General features: G+C 75.3%; 13 protein-coding genes. 10 read left to right on the top strand and 3 right to left on the bottom strand.

Going from position 1 to position 16,882, the window contains the following annotated elements; translation table 11 throughout:
• Window positions 1–342: 342 nt before the first annotated feature.
• On the bottom strand, window positions 343–1,581 hold the full coding sequence (locus IEZ06_RS27475) for an EAL and HDOD domain-containing protein (RefSeq protein ID WP_189239581.1): 1,239 nt from the start codon (window positions 1,579–1,581) through the stop codon (window positions 343–345).
• A 283-nt stretch (window positions 1,582–1,864) separates the two neighbouring features.
• On the opposite strand from IEZ06_RS27475, the gene IEZ06_RS27470 reads away from it, so the two are divergent.
• Window positions 1,865–4,060 (top strand): sensor histidine kinase, encoded by a 2,196-nt coding sequence (locus IEZ06_RS27470; RefSeq protein ID WP_203872329.1) that lies wholly within the window; start codon window positions 1,865–1,867, stop codon window positions 4,058–4,060.
• Between the two features lie 214 nt (window positions 4,061–4,274).
• Here the strand turns inward: IEZ06_RS27470 and IEZ06_RS27465 are convergent, their stop codons facing one another.
• Window positions 4,275–4,517 carry a DUF7455 domain-containing protein gene (locus tag IEZ06_RS27465; protein WP_189239580.1) on the bottom strand — a complete coding sequence of 81 codons (243 nt, stop codon included), beginning with the start codon at window positions 4,515–4,517 and terminating at the stop codon, window positions 4,275–4,277.
• Between the two features lie 126 nt (window positions 4,518–4,643).
• Entirely contained in the window at window positions 4,644–6,551 is a 1,908-nt protein-coding gene (locus tag IEZ06_RS27460; protein WP_189239579.1) for a sensor histidine kinase, read from the bottom strand.
• Between the two features lie 263 nt (window positions 6,552–6,814).
• On the opposite strand from IEZ06_RS27460, the gene IEZ06_RS27455 reads away from it, so the two are divergent.
• From IEZ06_RS27455 to IEZ06_RS27415, 9 genes are all read left to right on the top strand, one after another.
• Entirely contained in the window at window positions 6,815–7,189 is a 375-nt protein-coding gene (locus IEZ06_RS27455; RefSeq protein ID WP_189239578.1) for a response regulator transcription factor, read from the top strand.
• Between the two features lie 227 nt (window positions 7,190–7,416).
• Window positions 7,417–7,596 carry a Flp family type IVb pilin gene (locus IEZ06_RS27450; RefSeq protein WP_189239577.1) on the top strand — a complete coding sequence of 60 codons (180 nt, stop codon included), beginning with the start codon at window positions 7,417–7,419 and terminating at the stop codon, window positions 7,594–7,596.
• Between the two features lie 38 nt (window positions 7,597–7,634).
• On the top strand, window positions 7,635–7,994 hold the full coding sequence (locus tag IEZ06_RS27445) for a TadE/TadG family type IV pilus assembly protein (protein WP_268245633.1): 360 nt from the start codon (window positions 7,635–7,637) through the stop codon (window positions 7,992–7,994).
• Window positions 7,995–8,079: 85 nt separating this feature from the next.
• Complete coding sequence (gene cpaB / locus IEZ06_RS27440; RefSeq protein ID WP_189239575.1) at window positions 8,080–8,841, top strand: Flp pilus assembly protein CpaB; 762 nt, start codon at window positions 8,080–8,082, stop codon at window positions 8,839–8,841.
• A gap of 33 nt (window positions 8,842–8,874) precedes the next feature.
• A complete protein-coding gene (locus IEZ06_RS27435) occupies window positions 8,875–10,098 on the top strand; it encodes a CpaE/TadZ family protein (RefSeq protein ID WP_189239574.1) in 1,224 nt (407 codons plus the stop codon).
• Between the two features lie 6 nt (window positions 10,099–10,104).
• Window positions 10,105–11,541 (top strand): TadA family conjugal transfer-associated ATPase, encoded by a 1,437-nt coding sequence (locus IEZ06_RS27430; protein ID WP_189239573.1) that lies wholly within the window; start codon window positions 10,105–10,107, stop codon window positions 11,539–11,541.
• On the top strand, window positions 11,538–13,532 hold the full coding sequence (locus tag IEZ06_RS27425) for a type II secretion system F family protein (RefSeq protein ID WP_189239572.1): 1,995 nt from the start codon (window positions 11,538–11,540) through the stop codon (window positions 13,530–13,532). The genes IEZ06_RS27430 and IEZ06_RS27425 overlap by 4 nt, the downstream gene beginning before the upstream one ends.
• Window positions 13,533–13,536: 4 nt before the next feature.
• The gene (locus IEZ06_RS27420) at window positions 13,537–14,463 is read left to right on the top strand and encodes a type II secretion system F family protein (protein ID WP_189239571.1); all 927 of its coding nucleotides are present in this window, start codon (window positions 13,537–13,539) and stop codon (window positions 14,461–14,463) included.
• A gap of 246 nt (window positions 14,464–14,709) precedes the next feature.
• A complete protein-coding gene (locus IEZ06_RS27415; RefSeq protein ID WP_189239570.1) occupies window positions 14,710–16,407 on the top strand; it encodes a sensor histidine kinase in 1,698 nt (565 codons plus the stop codon).
• The last annotated feature ends 475 nt before the right edge of the window (window positions 16,408–16,882 follow it).

Here is a 16,882-nt window from a genome sequence, read left to right as displayed (position 1 = left end):
AGAAAAGAAGAAAGGCGGGCCTCTGGCCGGCCGAGCGCTCACGCCTCGGCCGGGTGCCCCACTCGCTTGTGGCCCATGGCCGACCCGGCAGTCACAGAGATGACCTTAATGCCGGAAACGCCCTGAGGCAACGTGAATTTCCCGCCGGATACGACACGGCGGATTCCGGAATGCCGGATGACACGTCCCGGGGAAAGCCGCTCCGGAGCGATTCGGCCCGGCGCGGCGGAGGACCGGCCGGCGAGCCTCCGGCGTCCTCCCGGCGCTAGGACCGGTCGTACGGCCCGGCACGCGGACCGGTCGTACGGCCCGGCGCGCGGACCGGTCGTACGGCCCGCCGCCTCAGACGCCGGTGACGATGTTCATCGACCAGTCGACGGCCTTCAGGTACGCGTGCGCCAGGTCCTCGCCGTGCGCGTCGTCGGCCTCGGGCAGCCGTCCCGACTCGTAGGCGCGCGCGGTGGTCACCACGCTGCCGAGCGGGCCGCCCTCCTCGACGATCGCGAACGACACGTCGTGGCTGAGCGCCAGGTGGGCGATCAGCTCCTCCGCGGGCACGCCCAGCAGGTCGGCGATGCCGCTCAGGAGCCCCACCGTGAAGGCCTTGTCGCTGGGCAGGCCCAGCGAGCGGGAGAGCAACTGGCACAGCCGGGCCCGCATGAGGACGTGGGACATGCGCTCGTTGTCGACGTCGCCGTCGACGCCCACGACGTCGCTGAGCAGCATCAGCGTCACCCAGTGCCGCAGGCGCTGGGTGCCCAGGATCACGACCGCGTCGTTGATCGAGGAGATCTCGCTCCACAGGCCGGTCGCGGCGGAGTTCGCGGCGCGCAGGATGCGGTAGGACAGCGCCGGATCGGAGCTGATGATCTCCGTGATCTCATCGATGTCGGTGTCCTCGTCGGCGAGCTTGCTGATCAGCTCCAGGTGGCGCAGCCGGCTGGGCTCCAGCGTGTCGAGGGACAGCACGCGGGGCCGGCCCAGCAGGTAGCCCTGGAAGAACTCGAACCCGAGCCCGCGCGCGAACTCCAGGTCCTCCTCGGTCTCCAGCCGCTCGGCCACCAGGTGCAGACCCTCGTAGGCGCGGCAGACCGCGATGCGCTCGCGCAGCAGCTCGGGGTCGATCCCGGAGACCTCCAGCTTGACGTAGGAGGCCACCTCCAGCAGGCGCTCGTGGTCGTTGCCGAGCACGAAGTCGTCCAGGGCGATGGCGAAGCCCTGCGCCGCCAGCCGGCGCACGCCCTCGATCACCTCGTCGTCGATCCGGACGGTCTCGAGGACCTCCAGCACGACGGATCCGGAGTCGAACGGGAGCGGCAGCTCGCCCACGAGGAACTCGCGGGTCAGGTTGATGAAGCACAGGTTCGGCCCCGCCAGCCGCTCCAGGCCGAACTCGCTGAACGCGTTGACGATCACCTGGCTGGTCGCCTCGGCACCGCGCGCGGTCGCTCCCTTGGCCTGCGAATGGGAGCGGAACAGGAGTTCGTACGCCACCAGGGCGCCGTCCCCGTCGTGGATCGGCTGGCGTCCGATGTGGATGCGGTGCCAGCCGCTGTCGACCGGCGCGTCGGCGAGATGCATGTGATTCTCATCGTCGGGACAGGGCTGCATGTGAGGAATCTCCGCAGGAAATGGGGTACGGCCCGCAGATCGGCGGTTCCGCGGACTGACGACGCTACCGGGGCGGCCCGAACGGGGCGGGGCGTCGGCCGCGGACACGACCGGCCGCTCCGGTCCCGCTCCCGGTCCGCTCCGGTCGCCGCCGGTCCCGCTCCCGGTCCGCTCCGGAACCGCTCCCGTCCCCGGCGGGCCTGCGGCCCGGGCCGTCCCGTTACCGCGGCCCGCTCCGGGGGACGAGACCTCTGTGGCATCGCACACCGAGGCAGGACCGCTCGCCGGGCGCGGAGCCGGACCGGACCGGTCGCCGGAACCGCGGCCCGGTCCGGCGGGCGGGGTGCCGCCGGGGGCGGCGCTGCGCCGTACCGCCGTGTTCGCCGCGCTGTACCTGGCGGCCACGCTCGCCGGCCGGATGACCCTGATCGAGGGGACCACCCTCAGCCTGGTGTGGCCCGCCGCGGGGGTGTCGGTGCTGTGGTTCCTGGCGCAGCGCCGCGTCCGGAGGCGGTGGCCGGACCTGGCGGCGTTCGCGGTGTGCACGTTCGCCGCCAACCTGTGGACCGGTGCCCCCCTCGGGCTCGCCGCCTGCTTCGCGGCGGCCAACCTGGCCCAGGTGGGGGCGTTCCTGATCCTGTTCGGGCGATTATCCCCGGAGTCCTGGGCGGCCGAGGGCCTGGGCGAGCTCGTCCGGGTGCGGCAGCTGTGGCGGCTGCTGCAGGCCGCGGCCGGGGCCACGCTCTGCGGGGCGGCCGTCGTCTCGGCTGGGATGTGGCTGATCGGCGCCCACGTGTCGTGGCTGGGCACGTGGGTGTGGATCGCGCGCAACATCGTCAGCATCGTGCTGATCGGCGGGGTCGGGCTGCGCCTGGCGGCGCTGTTCCGCGTCCACCCCCTGCGCCCCGGGCCCGGCTCCGCCTGGTCCGCCGCGCGGGACGCGCTGCGCACGGCCCCCCGGTGGCGGAAGGCCGAGTACGCGGCCCTGGTGCTGGCGTCCGCCACGGCGTACGTCGTGGCGTTCGGCCTGAACCACGGCCTGCCCCTGGCGTTCCCGCTGCTCGTGGTGACGGTCTGGGCCGGCCTGCGCTTCAACACGACCTTCGTCGTCCTGCACGACCTGCTCGTCGGCGCGACCGCCATCCTGTTCACCCTGTACGGGCACGGCCCGTTCGCGACGATCGGCTCGCCGCCCGTCCGGGCGTTCGTCGCGCAGGCCTTCGTCGCGATGGTCGCCGTGGTCGGGCTCGCGCTCGCGCTCGGCCGCGACGAGCGCGACGCGCTCCTGCGGCGGCTCGCCGCCGCCGAGGAGTCGGCCTCCGCGCAGGCCGGGCTCCTGGCCACGATCGTGGACGCCATGCACGACGGGCTGGTCGTCATCGACTCCGCGGGGCGCTTCCTCATGCGCAACCGCGCCGCCGCGGGCCTGCTCGACGACCTGGGACCGCCCGACGTCCCCGTCCCCGTCCACGCCCCCGCTCCCGGCACGGCCGGCGTCGACGTCGGGCACTTCGGGCTGTTCCACCCCGACGGCACGCCCATGGACGAGGCGGAGCTGCCGTACCGGCAGGCCCTGGCCGGCCGGGAGATCCGCGCCGTGGACCTGCTCGTGCGCAACCGCGCCATGCCCGAGGGCCGCATGTTCAGCGTCAGCGCGACCCGTCTGCCCATCGGGACCGGGGTCGAGGGCGAGGCCGCGGTCGTGGTGGTCTTCCACGACGTCACCGCCGAACGCCGCGACCGCGACGAGCTCGCCGCGTTCGCCGGGGTCGTCGCGCACGACCTGCGCAATCCCCTGTCGGCCGTGGACGGCTGGATCGACGTCCTGGACGAGACCGCCGAGACCGTGCCCGGCAGCGCGCCGGACATGGCCGTCGAGAGCATCGCCCGCATCCGGCACGCCTCCGCCCGCATGCGCAACCTGATCAACGACCTGCTCACGCACAGCGTCTCCCGGGCCGCGGCCCTGTCCCCGGTCCCGGTCGACCTGGGGGAGGCCGTGCGGGAGGTCATCGCCACGCGCGGCGGCGACGACGCGGCGGCGGGCAGGGAGCAGCGGCCGCGGCCCCGCTTCCACGTCGGAGACCTGCCCAGGGTGGAGGCCGACCCGGTGCTCCTGCGCCAGCTGCTGGACAACCTGATCGGCAACGCGACCAAGTACGTCGCGCCGGGCGCCGTACCGGAGATCACCGTCACCGCCGGGCCCGCGGAGGAGGAGGGGTGGGTCCGCGTCGAGGTCTCCGACCGCGGCATCGGCATCCCGCCCGGGCAGCACGAGGCGGTCTTCGAGAACTTCCACCGCGCCCACCACACCGCCGGCTACACCGGCAGCGGTCTGGGCCTGGCCATCTGCAAGCGCATCGTGGAACGCCACGGCGGCACCATCGGCGCCCGGGACAACCCCGGCGGCGGGACCCGGTTCCACTTCACCCTGCCGGCCGCCCCCTGAGAGTCCCCGGCCCCCGGACGCCGGACGGCCCCTGAGAGTCCCCGGCCGCCGGACGCCGGACGGCCCCTGAGAGTCCCCGGCCGCCGGACGCCGGACGGCCCCCGGGCGGCGTCCGCGGGTGAGCGGCGCCGGCCGGGGGCCGGGAGGAACGGTGCGCCGGCCGGGAGGGCCCGGCGGCGGTCCGGCCGGGACGGGCCCGGTGCCGGTGCGGAGCTCAGTCGGCGTTGGCGGACAGGCTCGGCTTCTGGTTGATCCTGCGGCGCTCGTCGTAGACCACCGCGTACGGGTAGGAGGTCATCAGCGCCGGCTCGTGCTTGCTGTAGTGGTGCCCGCAGAACAGGAGGTCCTTGTTCCGGCGGAAGACGACACGGACGAACGCCTGAGCTCCGCACTGGTCACACCGGTCAGCGATCTGCAGCGGGTCGGTCTGCGGAATCATCTCAGCCGTGATCGTCATCACTGCCCCCCATGCGGTTCTAGGTCTTCGAGTCATACGGAGTCGGTCCCCGCTACCATCGGCCGCCCGCGGCGGCACTTGAGAAAGGTGCGCCGATCCGGTCGCCCGCCGCCGCGGCCGCCCGCCCTAACGGCGGTCGGGTCCGGGGGCGGAGTACAGCGGCCCTCCGTCGGCGCCCCCGTCGGAGCCGCCCCCGGGACCGCCGCCGGCGCCGCCGGTCCCGTCCTCGGTGAGCGCGTCCCGGCCGGGGACGCCGGGGACCACCGGCAGGGTGAAGACGAAGCGGGTCCCGCCTCCGGAGTTCTCCTCGGCCCGGATCTCCCCGCCGTGGTGGTCGACGATCCGGCGGCAGATGGCCAGCCCCAGCCCCGTGCCCGGGTAGCCCTCGCTCCCGCGCGCCCGGCCGAAGGCGGCGAAGACGGCGTCGCGCTGGTCCGGGGCGATCCCGATGCCGTGGTCGGCGACCGTGACGCGCCACATCGGCCCGTCGCGCTCGGCGCTGATGTCGATCTGCGCCACGGTGCCGTGCCGGACGTACTTGACGGCGTTGCCGATCAGGTTGTCCATGACCTGCCGGAGCCGGGCCGGGTCGGCGGTGACCACCGGCAGGCGGCCGATCTCGATGTGCGGCCGGTCGTGCCGGAGATGGGCGGTGCGGTCCATGACGATGTCGGCGACCAGCCGTTCCAGGTCGACCTCGGCCGGCTCCAGCGAGGCGTCCCCGGCCCCGGCGTAGGCGAGCAGGTCGTCGATGAGCCGCTGCATCCTGCCCGTGCCGCCCCGGATGCGCTGCAGCCAGCCGCTCACCTGCTCGCCCGCGCCGTCGGCGAGGTGGTCCTCCACCAGCTCGGAGTAGCCCGCGATCACGGTGAGGGGGGATTTCAGGTCGTGGGCCGCGACGGCGGCGAACCTCTCCAGCTCGGTCTCCCGCTCGCGCAGCCGGGCCTCCACCCGGCGGCGCTCGGCGATGTCGGCCCTCAGCGCCGCGGTCGCCTGCTCCACGTGCGCCAGCGCCCGGTCCCGCGAGGTGGCCAGGATCAGCACCAGACCGGCCAGCAGGAGGCTGATCACCGCCCCGCCGACCAGGACCACCAGGTGCAGGCGGCGCTCGGCGGCGGAGACGAGGCCCGTCGTGGGGTCGACCTGGAGCCGCCACGTACGGCCGGCGACGTCCATGCTGGTCTCGCGGTGCAGGCGGGCGCCGGCGAGCGGCTCCCCGGCCCGTACGGTGGCCATCGGGCGTTCCCCGCCCGGCACGGAGACGTCGGAGAGCGTCACGTTGACCCTGCCCTGGGAGACCTGCCGCAGCGTGCCGTCGATGAAGTCGCCGCCCCGCACGCCCATCGCCAGCCAGCCGCGCAGCAGCCCGGCGTCGGGCGCGTCGCCCGCGCCGTAGACCGGGGCGACCAGCAGGAACGACGTCTGCTGCCGGGCGGCGGGCAGCATCCGGTCCCGGAGCAGCACGTAGGCGCGGCTCGCGGTGACCTGCCCGCCGGCGCGGGCGGCGTCCAGCGCCTCGGAGGGCTCCCGGGCGGCCATCAGGTCCGAGCCGAGAGCGGGCGAGACCGTGTCCAGGCTCCGGTCGAGCACCACGAACCGGTGCTCGGCGGTGCCCACCGGCCGCAGGCTCAGGTTCGCCGCCCCCCTGCGCCGCCAGGCCCGCTGTACGGCCTGCACCTGCGTGTCGGGGACGGAGACGACGTAGCCCACGTCGGTGATGCCGGGCATCCCCCGGAACGCGAGCCGGAAGGTGAGCGCCTCGAAGTCCTGGGCGGTCAGGTCCTCCTGCACGCCCACCGAGGCCGCCAGGTGGCCGAGGGTCTCCGCGCGCCGGTAGGCCTCCCCGGCCACGGCGGCGCGCACGGCCTCCAGGTGGCGGTCCATGCGCTCGTCGGCCTGCCGGCCCTGCGCGCCCGCCAGGGTCACCGCCATCAGGAAGGAGACCGCCAGTCCGGACACCAGCAGGACGCAGGCCGGGACCACGCCGCCGGTGCGGCCCGGCCGGCGGAGACGGCGCACAACGGGCAGAGGCATGGTGGTCCTATCGGCGGGAGGACGGCGGCGGCGCCCTCCTCCGCGGCGCCGCCGCCCCGCCGGTCGGGTACGGCGCAGGCGGCGTCCGGCCGAGGACGCCTCTTCCTGTCCATCGGACGCGGCGGGGGCCAGTTGAGGACCGCGGGACCGGCGGGAGCCGGTCGAGGATCACGGGACCGGCCGGGCTGCGGCTAAAAGCGCCGGACCGGGTATGAACCGCCGATCGGGGCAGTTCCCGGCAGCGAACCGTCGTGGAGTTGATCATGGCTGGCATTCTGATCGTCGAGGACGACGTCGACATCCGGGACCTGACCGTGTTCCGGCTGGAGCAGAGCGGCCACACGGTGCGCGCGGCCAACGACGGGACCGAGGCACTGGCCGCGCTGGAGCAGGAGCGGCCGGACCTGGTCATCCTCGACTGGATGATGCCGGGCCTGCCGGGACCGGAGGTGTGCCGCAGGCTGCGCGCCATGCCCGGCATGGAGGGCGTGGTGGTGCTCATGCTGACCTCGAAGGCGCAGGAGGCCGACGTGGAGGAGGGCTTCCGGGCGGGCGCCGACGACTACATGATCAAGCCGTTCAGTCCGCGCGAGCTGGCGGCCCGCGTCGGCGCCCTGCTGGCCCGCTCCCGTCCCTGAGCCCGCTCCCGTCCCTGGCCCCGGACCGCCGTCCCGGAAGCCTCGCCGCGCGGACCCGACTACGGTTCGTGGGTAATCAAACGCGAAAAGTAGCGTGCAACCAACCTGCACCCGTCTTATAACCATTTTCGCAACAAAACAGGACTTACCGTAGTGGTCACCTTACGGAAAGCAACAGTCGGCGGCGTCCTGCCGCCGACCGCGCGTGACTCACGGAGGAGTGACCCATGACCACCCGTCTCCTGCTCAAGCTCCAGGCCCTGCGCGACGACTCCGAGCGCGGCGCCACCGCCGTGGAGTACGGCCTCATGGTCGCCCTCATCGCCGCCGTCATCGTCGGCACCGTGATCCTGCTCGGCCAGGGCCTCGACCTGAAGTTCAACGAGATCCTCGGGCAGATCGGCTGACCGTCGGCGGCTCCTCCGGCGAGCGCGGCGCCGCCTCCGTGGAGACGGCGCTGATGCTCCCGGTGATCCTGTTCCTGCTGTTCGCGATCATCGATTTCGGGCGGATGTTCAACGCCCAGATCACGCTCACCGAGGCGGCCCGGGAGGGTGCGAGGGCCGTGGCCCTCGGCCACTCCGCCGGGCCCCGCGTGCGGTCGGCCGCGCAGGGCCTGTCACCCCTGACGGTCACGGCGACCGGCTGCTCCGCGACTCCCGGCCCCGACGCCGACGCCGTCGTCGAGGTCGGGCACGCCTTCGAGTTCATCACCCCCGTGGCGGGGCTCGCCACGATGTTCGGCGGCGGCCTGGACGGGCCGGTGACCCTGTCCGGCAGAGGAGTCATGCCATGTCTCGGCTGAACCCGCCCGCGAGGCCGTTCGCGAGCCCGTTCGCGAGCGGGCTCGCGGGCGCCTCCGCCGCGGCGCCGTCCGGGCGGGCACGCCGGTGAGGTCACGGCTCCTCATGCTGCTGGCCGCCCTGGCCCTGGCCGCGCTGGGCACCGCCGCGGTGCTCTCCTACGTCTCCGGCGCCGAGTCCCGCGCGCTGGCGGGCAAGAAGGCGGTCACCGTACTGGTCGCCGCCGAACGCATCCCGGCCGGGACCACCGGCGAGCGCGTGCGCACCGGCGGCTACGCCGAAGCGGTGCGGATGCCCGCCGAGACCGTCCCGGCCGACGCGCTGGGCGCCCTCGACGCCTCCCTGGACGCGCTGCGGGTCACCGCGGAGATCCAGCCGCGCCAGCTGCTGCTGCGCGGTGCGTTCGCCGAGCCGAGCCCGGCCGCCGGAGGGCTGGAGATCCCCGAGGGCAGGATGGCCGTCGCGGTGGAGCTGAGCGCCGCCGCCGACGTCGCCGGCTACGTGCGCCCCGGCACCCGGGTCGCCGTCTTCGACACCTTCAACGTCCTCAAGGGCGAGCAGGGCGTGCCCTCCGGCGACCGGCTCGCCGAGGGGCACACCGTCAACCGGGCCACCCGGGTGCTGCTGCCCCGCGTCGAGGTGCTGGCCGTCGGCCCGCGCCCCGCCGCGCCCGAGACCGCCGAGCAGGAGGTGGAGCGGACCCTGCTGGTCACCGTGGCCGTCAACCAGGACGAGGCCGAACGGCTGGTGCACGCCGCCCAGACCGGCACCCTCTACCTGGGCCTGCTCACCGACACCACCGACGTCGGCCCCGGCGCCGGCGTCGACAACCGCTCGCTGTTCCGCTGACCGGAGCGGCGGCACCACCGGAGGGAGGCGGCGTTGACCGTCCTGTACGAGCCGCGGCCCGCCGAGGCGGCGCGGCTGGCCGCGCTCCTGGACCCGCCCGCCCGCATCGCGGCGGACCCGCACGAGCTGGCCGCGCTCCTGGCCGCCGACCCCGGCGAGCCGCTCGTGGTCTTCGGCCCCGGCGCCGGGACCGCCGAGGCGACGGCCTTCGCCGCCGAGCAGCGGCTGCGCGGCCCGGCGACCGGCGTGGTGCTGCTGCGCGCCGACGCCGGCCCCGCCCTGCTGCGGGAGGCGCTGCGCGCCGGGATCCGCGAGATCGCCGACCCCGGCGACCCGCAGGCCGTACGGCAGGCGTGCGAGCGCTCGCTGGAACTGTCGCGGCACCTGGCCGCCGCCCCCTGGCCGAACGCCCCGGGCGCGCCGGGCGCGCTCCCGGCCGCCGGCGCGGAGGGCGGGCCCGGCGGGCGGCCAGGCCGGATCGTCACGGTGCTGGCCACCAAGGGCGGCTGCGGCAAGACCGCGATCGCCACCAACCTCGCGGTGACGCTCGCCGCCGACGGCCGCCACCGGGTCCTGCTCGTGGACCTGGACGTGGAGTTCGGCGACGTGGCGATCGCGCTGCAGCTCACCCCCGAGCGCGGGCTCGCCGACGCCGTCGCCATGGCCGACCGGCTCGACGAGACCGGCCTGCGCTCGCTGCTGACCCCCTACCGGCCGGGTCTGGAGACGCTGCTGGCGCCCATGCGCCCCACCGACGGCGAGCAGATCGACGGCGCCCTGGTGGGCGAGGTGCTCCGGCTGGCCCGCGGCATGTTCGACTACGTCGTCGTCGACACGCCCCCGCACTTCTCCGACCCCGTGCTGGCCGCCCTCGACCTGACCGACCACCTGCTGGTGCTCTCGGCGCCCGACGTGCTGACGCTGAAGAACACCCGCATCGCGCTGGAGACGCTCGACCTGCTCGGCCAGCCCGCCGAGCGGCGCGTCGTGACCCTCAACCGGTCCGGCTCACCGGTCGGGCTGACCCCGCAGGACGTCGAGCGGGTGCTGAAGGTCCCGCCGCACGCGCACGTCCCCTCCAGCGCGGACGTTCCGCTCTCGCTGAACCGGGGCGTGCCGCTCGCCGCCGGCGACCCGGCCCACCCGGTCAGCCGCGCCGTCGCCGACCTCGCCGTCCGGCACCTGCACGCCGCACCGGCGCAGGAGCCCCGGCGCGGGCGCGGGCGGCGCGGACTGCTGCGGCGCAAGGGCGGGTGACACGGGATGGGACTCGGCGACCGCATCGCCCGGCGCCAGGCCGCCGGCGCCCCGCAGACCGGCCACCCCGCCGACCACCGCGCAGGCCACCGCACCGGTCACCGGGCCGACCCCGGGCCGCGGAACGGCCGGGACGGGACCGGGACGCCCGCGCAGGCGCAGGCCGGGCCGGAGGACCCGCTCGCGCAGGTGCGCCGCCGCGCCCACCAGGCGCTGCTGGACGTGCTCGGCCCGCAGATGTACGCCGACATGGGCGACGACGACGACCTGCGGCGCAGGGTGCGCGAGACCATCGGCGAGGTGCTGGCCGCGGAGGAGACGCCGCTGACGGCCGCCGACCGGGCCCGCGTCGCCGCCGAGGTCGCCGACGACATCCTCGGCCACGGCCCGCTGGAACCGCTGCTGCGCGACCCCGACGTCACCGAGATCATGGTCAACGGCCCCGGACTGGTCTTCGTGGAGCGCGCCGGGCGCATCGAGGAGGTCGGCGCGCGCTTCACCGACGACGCCCACCTGCGGCGCGTCATCGACCGCATCGTCTCGCGGGTGGGCCGCCACGTCGACGAGGCCAGCCCGATGGTCGACGCCCGCCTGCCGGACGGCAGCCGGGTCAACGCCGTCGTCGCCCCCATCGCGCTGGACGGCTCGCTGCTGACCATCCGCAAGTTCTCCGCCGACCCCTACACCGTCGACGATCTGATCGCCTTCGGCACGTTCACCCGGCCGGTGGCCCAGGTGCTGGAGGCCTGCGTGCGCGGCCGCCTCGACATGGTGATCAGCGGCGGCACCGGCTCGGGCAAGACCACCACGCTCAACGTGCTGTCGGGCTTCGTGCCGGCCGGCGACCGCATCGTCACCATCGAGGACGCCGCCGAACTGCAGCTGCGCCAGAAGCACGTGCTGCGCCTGGAGTCGCGCCCCGCCAACACCGAGGGCCGGGGCGAGGTGACCATCCGGGACCTGGTCCGCAACGCGCTGCGCATGCGCCCGGACCGGATCGTCGTCGGCGAGGTCCGCGACGGCGCCGCGCTCGACATGCTGCAGGCGATGAACACCGGCCACGACGGCTCCCTGACCACCGTGCACGCCAACACGCCGCGCGACACGCTGGCCCGGCTGGAGACGATGGTGCTGATGGCCGGGGTGGACCTGCCCGCGCGGGCGATCCGCGAGCAGATCGCCTCCGCCGTCGACGTCATCGTGCAGGTGACCCGGATGAAGGACGGCGTGCGCCGGATCACCCACGTCACCGAGGTGACCGGCATGGAGGGCGACATCATCACCCTCCAGGACATCTTCGCCTTCGACTACCGCGCCGGGATCGACGAGACGGGCCGCTACCGCGGCACGCTGGTGCCCACGGGGCTGCGGCCGTCGTTCCTCGACGAGATCGCCAAGGCGGGCGTCACCATCCCGCCGGGACTCTTCGGCGGCGCCCGGTGAATCCGGCGGCCGCGGCGAGAGCCGTCGCGCTCGGCCTGGTGCCGGCGGTACTGGCCGTGCTGGCCCTGCTGCCGCCGGGACCCGCCGCGGCGGCACCCGGTGCCGCGTCCTCGCTCTCCGGCACCGCGGCGGCGGACGATCCCTCGCTGGCGGTCAGCGCCGTACGGGTCGTCCCCGGCGCGGCGGAGTTCTACCTGACGGCCCGCGACCTGCCCGAAGGCGTCTCCCTGGAGGAGGCGGAGATCACCGTGCGCGCCGGGGCCGTACGGCTGGCCGCCACCACCGAACCGGCGGGGACCGCGGGCGCGCCCGGACCGGCCAGGAGCGTCGTGATCGTCTTCGACGCCAGCGGCTCGATGTCCGGTCCGGCCATGACCCAGGCGCGCAACGCCGCGCTCCGCTACGCCCGCGCCGTGCCCGCCGACGTCCGGCTCGGCCTGGTGCGGGTCGGCGACCGGGCCGAGACCCTGCTGGAGCCCACCGGCGACCGCGGGGCGTTCACCGCGGCGGTGCGCGGCCTGCGGGCGTCCGGCAGCACCGCCCTGTACGACGGCGTCGCCGCCGGCCGGGAGCTGCTGGCCGGCCGGGGCGGCGACCGGCGGCTGCTCGTCCTGTCCGACGGGGCCGACACCGCCTCCGGCACCTCCCTGAACCTGCTCGCCCTGCACCTGCGGCGCGACCCGGTCCCCGTCGACGTGGTGGCGTTCGGCGCGGGGACCGACGAGGAGGCGCTGCGGCGGCTGGCCGCGTCCGGGAGCGGCCGGGTCCGCCGCGCCGCCGAGGGCGGGCAGCTGGCGGCGGCGTTCCTGTCGGCGGCGGCCTCGTTCTCCGCGCCGGTCCGGGTCACCGTGCGGGTGCCCGGCTCCCTGGCCGGCCGGACCGCGCGCCTGACCGTCGAGGTGCGGACCGCGGGGAAGGCCGCGAACGCGACCACGGCCGTGACCTTCGCGGCCGGGCCCCGGGCCGCCCCCTCCGCCGCTCCGCCCGCGGCCGTCACCGCCCCCGCCGGGCCGCCCGCCTGGCTCTATCCGGCCGGGGGCGCCGCGCTGCTGCTGTCCCTGGCGGCGGCCGCCGCGGCGTTCGCCCGGCCCCGGCGCGGCCTGCCCGCCGACCGGCTCGCCCAGCTGGAGCGCTTCACGCAGCGCCGCGCCGTACCCGCGGGCGGCCCCGGCACGGCGGGCGGGGCGGTCCTCGGCGTGCCGGGCGCGGCCCTGGCCCTCACCGAGAAGGTGGTGCGCGCCCGCGGACGCCACGAGCGCATCACCGCCCGGCTCGAGGAGGCGGGCATGAAGCTGCTGCCCCACGAGTGGACGCTGCTGCGGGTCGGCGTGGCGTTCGGCGGCGCCCTCCTGCTCGGCCTGCTGCTGTCCCCCGCCGCCGGGATCCTGCTCGGGCCCGGCCCGGCCTGGGCGGGCTGCGAGCTGTACCGGCGGCACCGGGCGGACCGGCGGGCCCGGCTGTTCGCCGAGCACCTGCCCGACGCCCTGCAGCTGGTCGTCGGCTCGCTGCGCTCCGGATTCTCCCTCGGGCAGGCGCTGGCCGCCCTGGTACGGGAGTCGGCCGAACCCGTCAGCACCGAGTTCGGCCGGGCCCTGGCCGAGACCCGGCTCGGCGTCGACCTGGAGGACGCGCTGGAGAAGACCGCCGGACGCACCCGGTGCCGGGACCTGTCCTGGCTGGTCATGGCCATCCGCATCCAGCGCGAGGTCGGCGGCAACCTGGCCGAGATCATGGCGACCGCGGTGGACACCATGCGCGAGCGCGCCCGGCTCCGCCGCCACGTGCGCGCGCTCACCGCCGAGGGCCGCCTGTCGGCCTACGTCCTGATCGCGCTGCCGATCGGCATCGGCGCCTGGATGTTCCTCATCCGCGGGGAGTACGTGCGCCCCCTCTACACCGAGCCGCTCGGCGTCGTCATGCTCTGCGCCGCGGTGCTGCTGGTCGCCGTCGGCGCCTTCTGGATGAGCCGCCTGATCAAGGTGGAGGTCTGAGCCGGTGGGGGCACTGACGCTGATGGCCGGGTTCGGGGCGCTGATCGGCGCCGTCGTGCTCGCCTGGAGGGCGCTGACCGCGGGCCGCGGCGGGCGGAGGGTGGCGGCGGCGCGGCTGGCCGCCGTCGAGGACGTCTACGGCGCGGGCGCGGCACCGCCCGAGCCCGCGGCCGAGCCGTTCGCCGACCGCGTGCTCCGCCCGCTCGCCGCCAGGTTCGGCGAACTCGGCCGCCGGCTCACCCCCGGCGGGCTGGTCGCCCGGCTGCACCGCTCGCTGTCGTACGCGGGCAACCCGTCGAAATGGCCCGCCGAGCGGGTCATGCAGGCCAAGGGCATGGGTCTGGCGGGCGGCGCCCTGCTGGGCCCGCTGTACGGCTCCGGCCTCGGCGGCTCCGGGGCGCTCATCGGCGCGGCGGCGGGCGCGGCCGCCGGGTTCCTCCTGCCCGACCTGCTGGTCTACAACCTCGGCGTGCGCCGCCAGCAGGAGATCGCCAGGACCCTCCCGGACGTGCTGGACATGCTCACCGTCAGCGTGGAGGCGGGCCTGGGCTTCGACGCGGCCGTGGCGCAGGTGCGGTCCAACGCCGAGGGGCCGATGGCGGGCGAGTTCGCCCGGGTGCTGCGCGAGATGCAGATCGGCAAGCCGCGCAGCGACGCGCTGCGGGCCATGGCGGGCCGCACGACCGTGGTGGAGCTGCGCGGCTTCGCCGCCGCGGTGGTGCAGGCCGGGGAGCTCGGCGTGCCGATCGCGAACGTGCTGCGCGAGCAGTCCAGGGAGATGCGGCTGCGCCGCCGCCAGCGCGCCGAGGAGGCCGCGCAGAAGGTCCCCATCAAGATCCTCTTCCCGTTGCTGTTCTGCCTCTTCCCCGCCCTTTTCGTGATCATCATCGGCCCGGGCGCCCTGCGCATCATGGAGCTCCTCGGCACCTGAGCGGCCGGACCGGCCCACTCCGTGACGCCGCCGGCGGTCCGCGCTCCCTCGGACGAGGGTTCCCGGACCGGCCGGAGGCGGCGTCCGACCCGTGGGAGCAGTGGTTGGCTTTGTGTGTTCGACTGTTACCGAGTGTCATCATCGGCTCGTCCTGGTCCTCGTCCTCGTCTTCGCGCCCGGGGCGAGCCGGTCGCCGGTCCGCCGAGCGGCACGGGAATGTCAGGTCGCGATGGATCCGGAGGTGCCGTGGCCGAGGCCGACAGCCAGAGCAGACTGCGCGGCCGGTTCGCCGTGCTCATCGGCCCGGTGGTGTGGCTGCTGCTGGTGGCGCTCGCGGCGGGCACGTGGACGTGGGCCGGCCGGTTCCTGCGGGCCGCCGAGGACGGGGGCCTGGCCCAGCGCACCCAGGTCGCGGCCGCCTTCACCCGGTCCTACCTGACCGGGCTCGCGACCAGGCAGCGGCAGGACGCCGCCAGGGCCCTGGCCGACCGGACCGTCAGCCAGGAGCGGCTGGAGGTGTTCGGGGCGGGGCTGGGCTACACGTCCATGATCCTGTTCGACGACCGCGGCCGCGTCCTGCTCTCCTGGCCGCAGCAGCCCGCCCTGGTCGGCCGGGACCTGACGGACGACCTGGCGCACGTCCGCCTGGCCCTGCAGCGGGACCGGATCACCGTCTCCGACGTGTACGCGTCGGTGGTGGTCCCCGGCCGCTCCCTCACCGCGATCGCCGTGCCGTTCCCGACCCCCCACGGGCGGCGGGTCTTCTCCGGAGGGCTCGTCGCGGCCGACAGCCCGCTCGGCGACTACCTGCGCGAGGCGGTCGTCCCCCCCGGCGGCCACGCCTACCTGGTCGACCGGTTCGGCAACGTGGTGGCCGCCACCAGAAGCCTGGGCCCGCAGGTCGTCTCCCTGTCCCGGCTCGTCCCGCCCCTGGCCGCGGCGCTGGAGCGGAGCCCGGCCGGCGACTACCGCGCGGCGGGCGAGGATTGGCACTACACCTCCGCCCCCGTCTGGCCGGGCGGCTGGCGGCTGGTGACCGAGGCCCCGCACCGCAGGCTCTACGCCCCGGCGGACGAGACGCAGCGGCGCTTCGGGGTCGTCCTGCTGGCGGCCGCGCTCTTCGGCCTGGTGGCCGCCGCGGCGATCGGGCACATCGCGCACCGGCGGCGCCAAGGGCAGCGGCAGCTGCGCCGCCAGGCCGCCGAACTGCACGCCTTCAACACCGAACTGGAGCTGCTGGCCGCCAGCATCTCGCACGACCTGCGCACCCCGCTGACCGCGATGAGCGCCTACGCCGAGGTCCTCGCCGAGCACTACCCGGGGCGGATGTCCGCCGAGGAGGCGGCCCTGTTCGTGGAGAAGATCCGCTCCAACGCCGACCGGATGGCCGATCTCATCGCCGCCCTGCTGTCGTTCTCCCGGCTGCAGCGCGGTCAGGTCGACCTGCGGCGGGTGGACCTGGCCGCGCTCACCGGCCAGGTGTGGGCGGACCTGGCCGAGCGCCGGACCGGCCGCGACATCCGGTTCGACCTGGCCGAGCTGCCGCCCTGCCAGGGGGATCCCGCCCTGCTGCGGCAGGCGGTGACCACCCTGCTGGACAACGCCGTCGAATCCACCCGGGAGAGGGCGATCGCCCATATCGAGGTCGGGCACCGGCCCGGACCGGAGGGCTTTTCCACCTACCTCGTCCACGACGACGGCGTCACGCCCGACCCCGGCCAGCTGGAGGACCTGTTCGCGCCCTTCCAGCGGCTGCACCCCACCGGCACCTACCAGAGCGTCGGCATGGGCCTGAGCCTGGTGCAGCGCATCATCACCCGGCATGGCGGTGACATCTGGGCCGAAGCCCGGCCCGCAGGAGGCACCACCTTCTTCTTCACCCTGCCCGTCGCCCGCCCCGACACCGACACCGACGCCGCCGACGCCGCCGGACCGCAGCCATGACCCGGGAGGCCGCCCGGGCGGCCCGGACCCGCGTCTCCCGCCCCGAGCGCGCGGTCATCGGGAGCCCGGCCCGTGCGCCACGCCGCCTCCCCCAGGGAACGGCCCGTGCGCCACGCCGCCTCCCCCAGGGAACGGCCCGTGCGCCACGCCGCCTCCCCCAGGGAACGGCCCGTGCGCCACGCCGCCTCCCCCGGGGAACGGCGCGGTTCCCGGGCGCGTGAGAGGTCCGGGATCCCCGGTGGTTTCGGGACTTTAGAACTTCCCGGTCCCGGCAACCGGGCTGCACCCGTCCCGCACTGGCACCGCTACGTCCAGGCGGCTTACTGGATGTCGTAGGCCGCTACGACACGGGCCCGCACCGGCCACCGGCACCACCGGCCGCAGACCTCGTCGCCGCAGCAAAGGACATCCGCTTCCATGACCCTCACCACCCGCTTCGCCGCCCGCGCCCTGACCACCGCCGCCGCCCTGACCC

It is taken from the genome of Planomonospora antibiotica (assembly GCF_014647955.1).
GTDB lineage: Bacteria > Actinomycetota > Actinomycetes > Streptosporangiales > Streptosporangiaceae > Planomonospora > Planomonospora parontospora.
This window is presented reverse-complemented; position numbering and strand designations above follow the sequence as displayed.